Source organism: Bacteroides finegoldii DSM 17565 (assembly GCF_000156195.1).
GTDB lineage: Bacteria > Bacteroidota > Bacteroidia > Bacteroidales > Bacteroidaceae > Bacteroides > Bacteroides finegoldii.
The window spans coordinates 58,064-72,089 of the sequence record NZ_GG688327.1 but is presented as its reverse complement, the minus strand read 5'-3'; the positions used below and the strand labels follow the sequence as shown (position 1 = coordinate 72,089).

Here is a 14,026-nt window from a genome sequence, read left to right as displayed (position 1 = left end):
GGTGGCAACAAAGATGGCGCTTACCATACTAAAGAATGAGAAAACAACAAAAGGAAGCATGAATCTGAAAAGACTAAAAGCGAGATGGGATGAAAAATATTTATCACAACTTTTACAGGAAAATAATTTTTAATGCGTCTGCCCTGTAGATATGATAAGTAAAAATGTGAAGAAGTGAATGAAAGATCTCCTCTTCACCCGCTATTTCCTATGGATAGAGTATTGCAATGAAAAGATGAAGGCTGCTATAATTAATGAAGAATGGTGAGTATATAACACTTTCTTATCATGACATTTTGTATACAGGATTATAATGTTGACAGGATAAATGCCGTTTTATACTATGTTGCAAATATGATAAAATTCATAATAATTTGTAGGTTTATAGCTGTATAAATATGAAAATATAAAATTTTCAAAGGGCTTATTGAATATTTTGTTGAGAAATGGTAATGGAAATGGTTCTGACGGGCTGGCTAATTATGGTTCTTTATTGAATTCTTTTTTTTTAATTTGGTTGCTTTTCAAAAAAAATGTATTTATATTTGTTGTTTCTAAAAAAGAATAAAAATAAATTAATAGAGAGGGAAAGTCGGATTAAATGTTTTGTTCTTGTATTTGTTTTGTCATGAGAATGTAATTGCTAATCTTTTATTTTGCCACTCTAATAGATGATTTAATTTGAAACAGATGAAGAAGAAAAAACTTTTGTGGAGTGCACTTCTGCTACTGGTTTTAGGAGCGTGTGATACGGCGGTTCAGCAGGTGGCGGACAATGGAAAACAGACGGTGGTGCAGTTTACCTCTGTTGTGGAAGGCGATGCTGTCACCAGAACTACGGGAAGTTCATGGACTGCCAACGATAGAATTGGAGTGTTTATGAAACAGGCTGGAGAAACGTTGGGGGGTAGTACTATTGTTGGTGAAGGAGATAATGTTCCTTTTATAACCAAACAGGGTAATGGTAATTTTCTGTCAGACGGGAAAGTGATAGAATATCCGTCAGATGAAAGTGCTGTTGATTTTATAGCCTATTATCCGTTTCAACCTATTTTGGATAATTATATATATAAGGTAGATGTTACTAATCAGAGCAAGCCTGAAGAAATAGACTTGCTTTATGCAGATAATTTGACAAACCGTACTGTAACTTCCGCAACGGGTAATTTGCAGTTCTATCATCAGCTTTCTCAATTAGTACTAAATTTGAGTAGTTCTGATAATACAGATTTCAGCAATCTTTCCGTTACCATTTCCGGGGTAAAGACAAAGGCGGATTTTAATCTTGTGGACGGTTCATTGGTTGTAGATGGAAAATCAGACGCAACGGTCACTATGCGTCGTGTAGGAAATGCTGCAGAAGCTATTCTATTACCGGTAAATACTGTAAATGGCATAAAACTTACTTTGACATTGAACGGGAAGACGAAAGAGATTACTTTACCGAGCTCTATCACTTCTTTAAAGCAAGGTTTCAAACACATATTCTCTGTTAATATAAAGAATGGCGGTTCACAAGTGGACCCAGAGGAACCTAAGTATGCAAAATGGAGAGAGACTCCGGTGATAACGAAGAGTATGTTGGAAAAAAGCAATATAAAATATATTAATCACTATATGCCCTCTGATAAGAAGGTACGTAATTATTCCTTGCTTTATGATTCGGAACTTAAATTGGCGTATTGGGTGGCGTATCCGTATTGTTCGTATTATGACGGTAGTGCGGGGCGTAATGAAAAGTGGGCTTACGATCCGGAAATTTCCTCCTCTCTTCAAGTAAATTTGAAAAATTCTTATGGAATCTCCGGATATGATCGTGGGCATCAGATTCCGAGTGGAGATCGTCAAAGGGATGTGGCGAGCAATCAAACGACGTTCTATTACACCAACATGACACCACAAATAGGCCAGGGGTTGAATCAGTCTATATGGGCAAACCTGGAGGGAAAAGTTCGCAGTTGGAGTAGCGGAGCCGATACGCTATTCATCGTGACAGGAGCGGCTGTTACTACGCTAACAGACAAGAATATAGAATGGAAGACGAACAAGAATGACGGAAAGCAGGTGGCTGTGCCCAAGTTCTATTATAAGGCGTTGGCGCGAAAGGTGAACGGTGTGTTCCAAACTATCGGATTCAAGTTAGAGCAAAAAAAGTATTCTAATGCTAATGGTTATATGGACTGTGCAATTTCTGTCAGTGAATTGGAGGAAGAAACAGGATTTACATTCTTCCCGACTTTGAGTGCTGATATCAAACGACAATGTGACAAGTCTAAATGGAAATAGATAGTCTTCAATATATTTTTAACTAATCACTAATGATTATGAAACTAGAGAAATTATTCTTTGCAACCGTGTTGTCAGGATTGGCATTCACCGCATGCGTGGACAATGATGACAAAAGTGAATGGAATGATGGAAGTCAGCCTATTAGCTTTACTTCTTCTATTAAGGGGGTTAACACCAGAGCTGTTGATTCGAAATGGACTGCCGGTGATAAGATTGGTGTTTTTATGAAAGCAACCAGTGGTGATTTAGCCTCTGCTATTGCTGTTAATAAGCAACACGCTACAGACGCAAATGGAAATGTTTCTGCTGTCGATGCGGATAATGCTTTGTACTATCCAACAGACGGAAGTTCTGTAGATTTTATTGCTTATTATCCATATACAGCTTCGTTGACGGGTAATGTATATAAAGTTAATGTCGCAGACCAAAGCAAGCCGGAGAATATCGACTTGCTCTATTCTAACAATGCAACAGGATTTGCAAAAGGAACTGCAAACAAACCGCAGTTGCAATTTGCGCATCAGTTGAGCCAGATTGTATTCAATATCACTAAAGACGCTACTGTACCTTCGTTGAATGGACTGACTGTAACCTTTGAGGGGATGAATACAACTGCCGATTTTGCTTTGGCTAATGGCACATTGAGCAATGTAGGAGCTGCTGCTAAAATTGCTGCTGTTGTAGATGAAACTGCCGCTACTGCTAAAACCATTGTTTTGCCGACTGCTGCATTAGCTGATGTAAAAGTGGTGTTCAACTTGAATGGTAAGACATTTACCGCTGATTATCCACAAAAAGAATTGCTTACAGGTCGTAAATATACTCATAATGTAAAATTAAGCGATAGTAACGGACAGCCGGTAATTGTGATGGATGCTGCTACCATTGAAGATTGGATTACAGTACCGGGTGGTGATATTGATGTGGATTTTGGTGATGGGACAGATGTACCGGAGCCGCCGGTAGGTGATGTAGTGAAAATTACAGATTCTGAAGCTTATGTGGAAGCTTTTACTACTGGACAAGGTAAATTTACTATTAATAATGTGAATCTTCCTGCCGAATTGTCTAGAGAGGTTTGGGTACAAGATAATAGATATGGAATGAAAGCTTCTGCTTTTAACGGTTCTTCTTCTTGTGCTTCTGAAAGTTGGTTAGTATCTCCAATGCTTGATCTTACAAGTGTGACACAAGCTAAATTGGCTTTTAAACATGCCATAAATCAGACTAAAGATACTAATTTCAAAAGTTATTATTCTCTTTGGGCTAAAGAAAAAGAAGCTACAGATTGGACAGAATTGACTATGAATTTTCCGGAATCAGAAAGCTGGAATTATGTTGATGGAGGAGATGTTGATTTGAGTGCATATGCAGGAAAGTTGGTGCAAATTGCATTTAAATATACAAGTACAGCAAGTAACGCAGGAACTTGGGAGATTAAAGACTTGAAAGTTTATGCGGGAGAAAACAGTGGGGAAGTAGATCCGACACCTTCTACTGAATTGATAAATTTGAGCTTTGAAACTTGGACGGCCTCTGCTCCTGAAGGTTGGGGAAGAGATAAGGTAACTTCTGTTACATATTCAAAAAGTAGTGATGCGCAGCAAGGTAGTAATGCGGTTTTGATGGTTGGCTCTACTAAGAATGCCCGTTTTGGTTCTTCCGATATTACGTTGGCAGCAGGTACATATTCTCTTTCCGTTTATGCCAAGAGTGTGGCAGGTACAGCGAAGTTTAAAATGGGGTATGCTATTATTGATATGATAGATACTGACGCGATGAATGCTTATAAATATACTCAAACTGACGCGGAAATATTATCAACAGAGTGGAGACAGATAACGCATGAATTTACGGTTGAAAACGAAACAGTAGCTTCCATCTTCTTTGTAAATTCAAAAAGTGGCGTTGGAGCAGATTTGCTTATAGATAATGTCTCTTTGACTAAAAAGTGAGTATAGCTTTTATTGATTGACAGAATGGAGACTGTGTTGAGGTATCTCTAACACAGTCTCGTTTTTACAACGAATAACTGATAATTATGAAACAAAATTTAGTGCTTTTACTAGCATTCCTTTTTCCTTCCTTTCTCTTGGCTCAGCAATCGGGTACGGGGATAAAAGGTTGTGTGATTGGTGCGGAAAGTAATCGTCCTGTTCCTGGAGTGATTGTCACTTTGAACGGAGAGGGTCGACAGACGCGAACCGATGTAAAAGGAGCTTTCTTTTTCGACAAAGTATCTCCGGGAAAGGATGTACTTGTTTTTAACTCCGTAGGCATCAACCCCAAAAATATATTGGTGGAGGTGACTGAAGGTATGGTAACAGATCTTGGTGAAGTTAAGGTTGTGGAACTGACTGTTACTGATAATCTTTCATTAATTGGTGTGCTGGATGAAGCAGCAGTGGATGACGACGTAGAGAGTAGTTCACAAGAGATTAGTTCGAAAGTCATACTTTCTAACGATGTTTATTTGAATAAAACTTCTTATCAGTTATCTCCCATGCGTTTTCGTGTCAGAGGATATGAAAACATCTATGAACAAAGATATATAAATGGCGTGAATTTCAATGACCAGTTGAGGGGCGTTTTCAACTATTCTTCTATCGGTGCATTGAACGACATGACCCGGAATGGAGATGTGGTCAATTACAACAGACCTTCCGCTTTCACCTACGGATCTATCGGCGGTGCGGAAAATATCAATATGCGGGCTTCTGCCATCTCTCCGGGAACGAAGGCTACGCTTTCTTACGCCAACCGCAATTACTATTTGCGCGGAATGGTGACTTATTCCACAGGATTGCTTGACAATGGATGGGCTTTTGCCGCATCGTTAGGTGGTCGTTACTCGCACGAAGGTGCAGTAGACGGTACTTTCTATCGTAATTTCTCTTATGCGCTGTCGGCCGAAAAGCAATGGAAAGGGGGAGAACACAGTCTCTCTATCGTCACTTTCGGTTCTCCTGTGCAGCGTGGACAGCAGAGCGCCACTTATCAGCAGGCGTGTGAATTGCTAGACAATTATCAATACAACCCGAACTGGGGATATCAGAACGGGAAAAAAAGAAATGCGAAAGTCGTTCTGGCTTTCGACCCTACATTGATTCTTTCACATACGTGGAAGATTGACGACGAATCGTCATTGGTTACAGGAGTGGGAATGCATTACGGACGCTATGGCAATACAGCATTGAACTGGTACAATGCGTCGGACCCGCGTCCGGACTATTATCGCAAGTTGCCATTTGCCATTGACATCAATGTCTCACCCGAAGTTGCCGAAGCTACAGAATTATTGTGGAGACGCAACGATACGAGCGTTACGCAAATTAATTGGGACAATATGTATCTTGCCAACGCTATGCAGGCGGATGGAAAAGCGCAATATATGGTGGAAGAACGACGTAGTGATTTGTTGGAAACTACTTTGAACTCTACTTTTAACACCAAATTGGGCGACCATAGTTGGTTGACGGCAGGGGCGGAATTCCGATACACACAGTCGCGGCAGTTCAAAACAGTGGATGACCTGCTGGGCGCATCCTACGTGATGGATTATGACAAGTATGCCGAACGTGATATACACGATGACCTCAACAGCAAACAGAATGACTTGAACCGTCCCGACCGTAAAGTATATGAAGGCGGTGTGTTCGGATATAACTTCAATCTGAATATCATGAAAGCCGGTGCATGGGTCACCAATCAGCATAGATATGCTAAGATGGACTTCTATTATGGAGCAAAGTTCGATTATGTTCAGTTCTATCGGGACGGTAAAATGAAGAATGGACGTTATCCGGAGAATTCTTACGGAAAAGGGCGGACACATTCGTTTGTGGATATGGCATTGAAAGCAGGATTGACTTATAAATTCAATGGCCGTCATTTCCTGACAGCCAATGTCAGTTACGGTACTGAAGCTCCGTTGCCTAACAACGCTTATCTGTCACCCCGTATTTCGGATATGACTCCTGAGGATGTAGAGAACGGACAGAAGCTGGAGAGTGGAAGAGTATTCTCTGCCGATGTGAATTATATTTTTTCATTGCCCTCCTTCACGGGACGTGTTTCGCTTTATCAGACTAATTTCTACGATCAGATGGAGCGTAGCAGTTACTTCAACGGAACCAACTTCTTTAATCATGTGCTCTATGGTGTGAACCGGATACATCGTGGTATTGAATTGGGAACGACTTATAAGTTGGACAACCATTGGAGTTTCGACCTTGCCGGTACCATCTCGGAATATTATTATAGCAATAATCCGATGGCAGTGGAAAATTATGAAGCTACACAAGGTGACAAGACTTCAAAAGTATATATGAAAAATTTGTATGTGTCCGGAACACCGCAGTTTGCGGGAACTTTCGGGGTACGTTACTTCATTGATTATTGGTTCTTGGGTGCCAACCTGAATGCTTTCGGACGCAATTATATCGACGTGGCTCCTGCCCGCCGCATGGAGGGGATTTACAATACGGTAGACCCGACGCTTCCGGAAACGATGGATACCTATTATGCCATGACTACACAAGAACGTATCGGAAGTGCTTGTACGCTCGACCTTTCGGTAGGTAAGATTTTCTACCTGCGCAACCGTCAATCCATTAATTTCAACCTTTCGGTCAATAATGTGCTCAATAAGCGGGACATTCGTACAGGTGGTTATGAACAGGCACGTGTGTTTGCTTCAGACGGAGCGTTGGTTAATCCGGCGTTGTTCCCTAACAAGTATTATTATATGCAGGGTATCAACTGCTTTGCGAACATCAGTTACCGCTTCTAAACAGAGAACGGAACGAATATTATAACGATTAAAATTGAAACAGATATGAAAGTAACTCAGAAAATATTCTCCTTTTTAGTGCTGGCTGCCGCTGTGTTGACCGGCTGTGAACGTGATTATGATGCTCCTCCGTTGAATGAACCTGTATATGAAGGACCCAGTGCGAATATAACGATTGCGGATTTGAAAGAAAACTGTAAGAATGCTACGCAAGAAACGCCTATAGAAATCACCAATGATTGGGTATTGAAAGCATACGTCACAGGAAACGATGAATCGGGCAATATCTACAAGCAGGTAATCGTGCAGGATGAAACCGGAGCAATGCCGATACAGGTGGACGAGAATAACGTTTCTAATTTCTACCGTCGCGGGCAAGAGGTTTTTGTGAATCTGAAAGGTATGTGTGTGTCTGTATATGGGGATGAACAGCAGTTGGGATGGCTTGACGGGGGCACGACCTATCGTCTGCCGTTTACTGAATTTCAGGCGCGTGTCCAAAAGAACGGATGGCCGTATGTGGACAACGTGAAGCCGGAAGTGATTACAGACATGAGTACGGTAAACCTTAACGTAACTAAAATGACTTACCGTTTGGTGCAAATGGAAGGAGTACATTTCGAAAATGGCGGAAAGAATACATTTGCCAAAGTGGAGACGAAAGAGTACGGAGAGGAAAACCTGAAAGATGCGCATGGAAATGTGATTATGGTGAGAACGAGCAGTTATGCTTCCTTTGCCGCAGAAACGTTGCCGGTAGGAACGGGAACTGTAGTAGGTATTCTCGGACGTTTCAAAGGAACTTGGCAGCTGATGATTCCTTCCCGTTCGGATGTTTTCGGCTTCGATGGAGTTGAACCGGGAGAAGGAGATGATGGAAATGAAGGCGGTGAAACGGTATTGTTTAGCGAAACGTTTAAAGCGCCTGATAAGATTAGCGTAGACGGTAAGGATAGATGGGCATCATCAATAACTGAATGGTGGGATGCTAGTCCTTCCAATACATTCGATAATCCTTCTTCCATGTTTAGTGGTGATCTTGATCTTTTGTCGCCTCGTACGCAAAGCGGTGACGGTAATATATGGTTTTATGGAGGTGATTATTCACTCTCTATTGAAAATATAGATCTGAAAGGTGCTGCTAAAGTATCATTGATTTACAAGATGGGAGTTAATGTATATCAGCCTGAAGATAAACAGAATATCAATACATTGAGTGTGAAATGCAACAATACGGATTTGCCTGTTCCTGATAAAGAACTGACTGGTACCAAAAATCCGTATGTGGTCGAAGAGATACGTATAGACGATATTGCTGTATCAGGAACTGCTACATTGACATTCAGTTGTGTCGGTGCTACCAATGTAAAAGGTATACGTCTGTATGATGTGAAGCTAATCGCTCCCGGCTCTGGTGAAGGAGGCGGTGAGGTTATAAAGCCGGAACCGACCAAATAATCGTAATAGATAATGAGAAGACTTGTATTATTGAATATGCTACTGTTTGCCCTGTCCGTCGGACTGATGGGGCAAACACGTTTGGGAGTCTATGCGGCAGGTTTCTATAATCTGGAGAATCTGTTCGATACGGAAGACGACCCCAATAATCCGGGCGATGATGAGTTTCTGCCGAATGGTCCTTACGCTTGGACGCCGGAGAAATATCAGCAGAAACTGAAGAATATGGCGAAAGTCATAGCTAAGTTAGCCCGTGAGAAATGTCCGGGTGGACCGGCTATTCTTGGTGTTTCCGAAATAGAGAATCGTCGGGTGTTGGAAGATTTGGTGAAGACGGAACCATTAGCTTCTATGGGATATGAAATTGTGCATTACGATTCACCGGACCGTCGTGGAATTGATGTGGGATGTCTTTATAACCCCAAATTGTTTACTTTGCTTTCATCGAAAGTATATCCTTTTGTGATGCCTTCACAACCGAATTTCCGTTCACGTGATCAGTTGCTGGTGAGCGGGCTATTGGCGGGTGAATCGTTTCATATGATTGTTAATCATTGGCCTTCCCGTTATGGTGGTGATCGTTCTTCAATCTATAGAGAAGCTGCTGCTGCTATAACTAAACACATTGCAGACTCTATTCATGCTGCTGATCCGAATGCGAAAGTGTTGATTGTAGGGGACTTGAATGATGATCCGAATAATAAAAGCACGAAGGAAGTTTTAAAAGCTTGTAGAAAGGCCGCAGATACGAAGCCTGACGGTTATTTTAATGCTACGTGGCCTTTGTTCGACCGTGGTATCGGTTCTTTGTGTTATCAGGATAAATGGAATTTGTTTGACCAGCTGATTATTTCAGGTAATCTTTTAGGTAAAGACCGTTCAACTTTGAAGTTTTGGAAAGCGGAAATATTTAATCGTGATTTCTTGACGACACAGGAGGGAAAACGTAAAGGATATCCGTGGCGCACATTCTCCAGTAATACTTTTATTAACGGATATAGTGATCATTTCCCCGTATTGATTTATTTTTTGAAAGAGATACGTTAATTTTATTGTCGTATATTGCAATATAAATGCATTGATTTGAATAACTTGATGTTATTTCGAATCTGTGCATTTATTTTTTATCTACTGTTTGCGGTCTGTCTGTAAATACCTATATTTGCCTGTGATTCACTTTAATAAAGACAGGCATGGATAATACTTTCAGAATATATCCGATAGGAATACAAAACTTTGAACAGTTACGCAATAATAATAACGTTTATGTAGATAAGACGGAATTAAAGATGCAAGATGCTATTTATGTTTTTGAATTCAAGGTGGACGGTACTCCGGAAGAGGCTTTAAAACAAATAAACAGTAAAGGGTATGCTATCCCATATCAACCGGATCACAGGAAAGTGATGAAGGTAGGAGTTAATTTTGATAGTGCAACAGGGACAATCGGAGAATGGAGAGCTATGGAAGATTAATAAAAAACTAAATAATTCTAGTCATGAAACACAGACTATTGCTACTATTACTATTCATGTTCGTTACATCTGCGGTGGGATGGGCACAGAAATCCGCTCCTCTTTCTTTTACTGTTAAAGGGATACTATTAGATTCCTTAACTCAGGAAGGAGAACCGTATGCAACAATCAGGATTACAAAGAAGAGTGCCCCGAATAAGGCCGTGAAAATGGCGGTGACCGGAGCTAACGGACACTTTCAGGAAAAACTGAATGTGGCTTCGGGTGAGTATGTTATTACGATTTCCTCTATTGGCAAATCTCCTATCGTGAAAGAATTTGCTTTAAAACCATCGGTGAGAGTGGTTGACTTGGGGACTTTATACTCTTCGGAGGCTAACAATGTGTTGAAAGGTGTGGAAATCGTCGCACAAAAGCCTTTGGTTAAAGTGGATGTGGATAAGATTGAATACAACATTGAAGATGATCCGGATTCAAAATCGAACAGTATATTGGAAATGCTTCGGAAAGTTCCTCTGGTAACGGTGGATGGAGAGGATAATGTGCAGGTAAACGGTAGCAGCAGTTTCAAGATACACGTGAATGGGAAACCTAACAATATGATGAGTAACAATCCGAAAGAGGTGTTGAAAAGTATGCCGGCAAATACAATCAAGTATATTGAGGTCATTACTTCACCGGGCGCTAAATATGATGCGGAGGGGATCGGAGGTATTCTGAATATTGTTACGGTGGGTAGCGGATTTGAAGGATATACGGCTACTTTTAGAGGAAATGCCAATAATAACGGGGTGGGTGCGGGTAGCTATGCCATGATAAAACAAGGAAAACTGACCCTCTCCGCCAATTACAACTATAATTATAACAACAGCCCACGTAGCTATTCCGACAGTTATCGGGAGAATTATGAGTCGGTCGATGAGAAGTATCTGGAATCGGAAAGCAGTTCCAAGTCGAAAGGAAATTTTCAATATGGTAATCTGGAGGCCAGTTACGAGATCGACACGTTACGATTGCTGACTATGGCTTTTGGAATGTATGGCGGTGGTAGCAAGAACAATAGCGACGGAAGTACCATCATGTATGGATCCGACCATCAGAGTTTTGCCTATCGGTATAATACGGATAATCATGGAAAAGGCTCTTGGTACTCCATTAATGGTAATGTAGATTACCAACGTACCTCGAAGAAGAACAAGGAGCGAATGATTACCTTCTCTTATAAAATAAACTCACAGCCTCAAACAAATGATTCATATAATACCTACTTGAATATTGAACCGGAAGCAGACAGGCAGGATATCATAGATAATCTGTTGTTGAAGAACTTCCATTCGGATGGTAAAACGAATACGATGGAACAGACTTTCCAGGTGGACTTCACGACTCCGATTGGAAAATTGCACACGATTGAAACGGGTGTCAAGTATATTTTCCGTCGTAATTCCAGTGATAACAAGTTTTATGAGGCCGAAGGAGGAAGTGGGGATTATGTATATACTGATGACCGTAGTAGCGAGTATCGGCATCTGAACCATATTATTTCGGCTTATGCCGGATATACACTGAAATATAAGGGGCTTACATTCAAACCGGGATTTCGCTATGAACAAACTGTGCAGCGGGTAAAGTATATTGTAGGTCCGGGAGAGGATTTCAATGCGAATTTCAGCGATCTGGTTCCTTCCGTTTCGTTGGGCATAAAGCTTGGCAAGACGCAAAATTTGCGTGGTGGATATAATATGCGCATCTGGCGTCCAGGAATCTGGAATTTGAATCCTTATTTCGATAATCAGAATCCGATGTTTATCAGCCAGGGGAATCCGAATCTGAAGAGTGAGAAAAGCCATTCGTTCGATTTGTCTTATAGCAATTTCACGGCGAAATTCAATGTCAACCTTTCGTTGCGCCATTCTTTCAATAATAATGGTATCGAAAGGGTCAGCCATTTGGTTACCGATCCGAATGGAGAAATCTTTGATGGAGATCATAAAGCTCCTCAAGGTGCTCTGTACAGTACTTATGATAATATCGGGAAGAGTAGGGAAACCGGTTTGAGCTTTTATGTGAACTGGAATGCTTCTCCCAAAACGCGGATCTATATTAACGGGCGTGGAAATTACAGGGATTTGCGAAGTCCTTCACAGAATTTGCATAATTATGGGTGGAACGGTTCCGTTTATGGCGGAATACAGCATACGTTACCTTGGAAAATACGCTTGAGCCTGAATGGCGGAGGAAGCACACCTTATATTAGCTTGCAAGGAAAAGGCTCGGGCTACAATTATTATGGTCTGGGGTTGAGTCGTTCTTTCCTGAAAGAAGAGCGCCTGTCACTGAATATCTATTGTAACAATTTTGTGGAGAAATACAGAACGTACAACAGTCATACTGAAGGGCAGAACTTTATGTCGAGAAGTTCGAACAAATATCCGAACCGGTATTATGGATTTAGTATCAGTTACCGGTTCGGGGAGCTGAAGGCGAGTGTGAAGAAAGCAGCCCGAAGCATTAACAATAACGATGTCAAAGGCGGAGGAGGCGGAAACACCGGTGGTGGAGGTGGCCAGTAGACCATTTCCGCACACCGGGATTCCCTCTTATTTCTGTCTCACGTCTTGCTTGTTGGTGTTAAAACCAAGTTTGGTTAATCCGGCCTGTACGTCGGGATGGCTCATGAAGAGTTTCCACAATAATCCGGTCCGGTAGTTTTCGATCATGACAGCAATAGGACCCTGGTCGATAGCCAGATAACGTTGCGGATACCAATTGTCCGTTTCGCTGAAAGCATCGTAGAATCCGAAAGGACCGAACACTTTATCTCCCATGTCATACAAATGGCGCATTACCTGCATTGAATATTCCGGTGTATAGACAATGGATGAAAGTGCGGCGGTAGGGGAGATTACTCCTTTGTCCTCCTGCTCATTGGGCGAATGAGCCGCATATCCATCGACGGAGTAGCTGGCGGTCAGTCCCCAACAATCCGGTCCGAAACCTTTGTAATGTTTAGGGTTGCGGATGCAGTAAGCACGGTTTACCAGTGTCAGGTTGCGCATTTCGTGGAAGTAGCTGGGGCAGTATTCATCTTTCAGTCCCACTGGGTCAAGTCCGAGGAAAGAATATTGAGCCCAGAAAAGCGGTCCGGCTTCGGTGCCCTGATAGCGGAGGTGCAACTCGATTCCTTCCACTTTATGCGGAGAAACGATGGCTCCGTTCTGTGCCCAACCGTCATGATAGACAGCCGCAGGTATTCCGTGTGTAGGAGAAGCGGCGGCAAGAATATACATAATCATACATTCGTTGTAGCCGTGTACAGGGAAATTCATTTCCCAGCCATACGTCGGACTCCAATGCCAGTAAAGAACGTTTTGCCCGCCTTGCCGATACCAGTTCCAGTCGACATCCCGCCAAATCTGGTCGATCCGTTGGGCGAGGGCTTTCTCTTTCTCGTTTCCGTTGATGTAATATTGGTGTACGGCCAGCAGCCCTTGGATGAGGAAAGCGGTCTCTACCAGATCGCCCCCATTATCTTTCTGGCCGAATGGTTTCACTTTGCCCGTATCACCATACCACCAATGAGGGTAGGCTCCGTGGAAACGGTCTGCCTTTTCGAGGAAAGAAACGATGCGTTCCATTCGTGCCAGTCCCTCTTCGCGGGTGACGTAACCGCGGTCGATTCCCGCAAGGATAGCCATGATGCCGAAGCCACTGCCGCCGGAAGTGACTACGTTGGCATCGTTTTCTGGATAAACGCCGTCCACATGATAACGTTCGGGAGCTAAGCCGCTATTCGGCTCGGCACCTTCCCAGAAATAGAGGAAAGTCCGTCGTTGGACGGTATCCATCAGGGCGTCGTCCGATAACGAGTCGGTGGCTGCGGAAAGGTTGTTGCTTTTGCTTTTCCCTTTACAGCTCTGGAAAGTCAGGGCAACGGCGGATAGAAATAGTAACATGAGCGGAAGTGCACTCATTTCTATTATTCTTTTATATTTATCGTTCATAATCAAGG

The 14,026-nt window shown here is 42.2% G+C and carries 7 protein-coding genes and 1 pseudogene; 7 read left to right on the top strand and 1 reads right to left on the bottom strand.

All coding sequences use genetic code 11. The features are described from left to right. Positions 1-690: 690 nt before the first annotated feature. The 7 genes and pseudogenes from BACFIN_RS06280 (at position 691) to BACFIN_RS06300 (ending at position 12,587) form a co-directional block, all read left to right on the top strand. Complete coding sequence (locus BACFIN_RS06280; RefSeq protein WP_007755626.1) at positions 691-2,286, top strand: fimbrillin family protein; 1,596 nt, start codon at positions 691-693, stop codon at positions 2,284-2,286. 38 nt (positions 2,287-2,324) lie between these two features. Further along, positions 2,325-4,244 (top strand): fimbrillin family protein, encoded by a 1,920-nt coding sequence (locus BACFIN_RS21280; RefSeq protein ID WP_022274826.1) that lies wholly within the window; start codon positions 2,325-2,327, stop codon positions 4,242-4,244. A gap of 86 nt (positions 4,245-4,330) precedes the next feature. Beyond that, a complete protein-coding gene (locus BACFIN_RS06285; protein WP_007755621.1) occupies positions 4,331-7,081 on the top strand; it encodes a TonB-dependent receptor in 2,751 nt (916 codons plus the stop codon). A 45-nt stretch (positions 7,082-7,126) separates the two neighbouring features. Beyond that, entirely contained in the window at positions 7,127-8,539 is a 1,413-nt protein-coding gene (locus tag BACFIN_RS06290) for a DUF5689 domain-containing protein (protein WP_007755619.1), read from the top strand. 12 nt (positions 8,540-8,551) lie between these two features. Beyond that, a complete protein-coding gene (locus tag BACFIN_RS06295; RefSeq protein ID WP_022274829.1) occupies positions 8,552-9,586 on the top strand; it encodes an endonuclease/exonuclease/phosphatase family protein in 1,035 nt (344 codons plus the stop codon). A gap of 236 nt (positions 9,587-9,822) precedes the next feature. Then, positions 9,823-10,014, top strand: a pseudogene (locus BACFIN_RS0220045) (PD-(D/E)XK nuclease domain-containing protein); the annotation flags it as partial. Positions 10,015-10,037: 23 nt separating this feature from the next. Beyond that, positions 10,038-12,587: an outer membrane beta-barrel family protein gene (locus BACFIN_RS06300; protein ID WP_007755612.1), complete on the top strand. Its 2,550-nt coding sequence runs from the start codon at positions 10,038-10,040 to the stop codon at positions 12,585-12,587. Positions 12,588-12,614: 27 nt separating this feature from the next. On the opposite strand, the gene BACFIN_RS06305 is transcribed toward BACFIN_RS06300, so the two are convergent. Beyond that, positions 12,615-14,018, bottom strand: a complete 1,404-nt coding sequence (locus BACFIN_RS06305) for a glucoamylase family protein (protein ID WP_007755610.1) — start codon at positions 14,016-14,018, stop codon at positions 12,615-12,617. Positions 14,019-14,026: the final 8 nt, after the last annotated feature.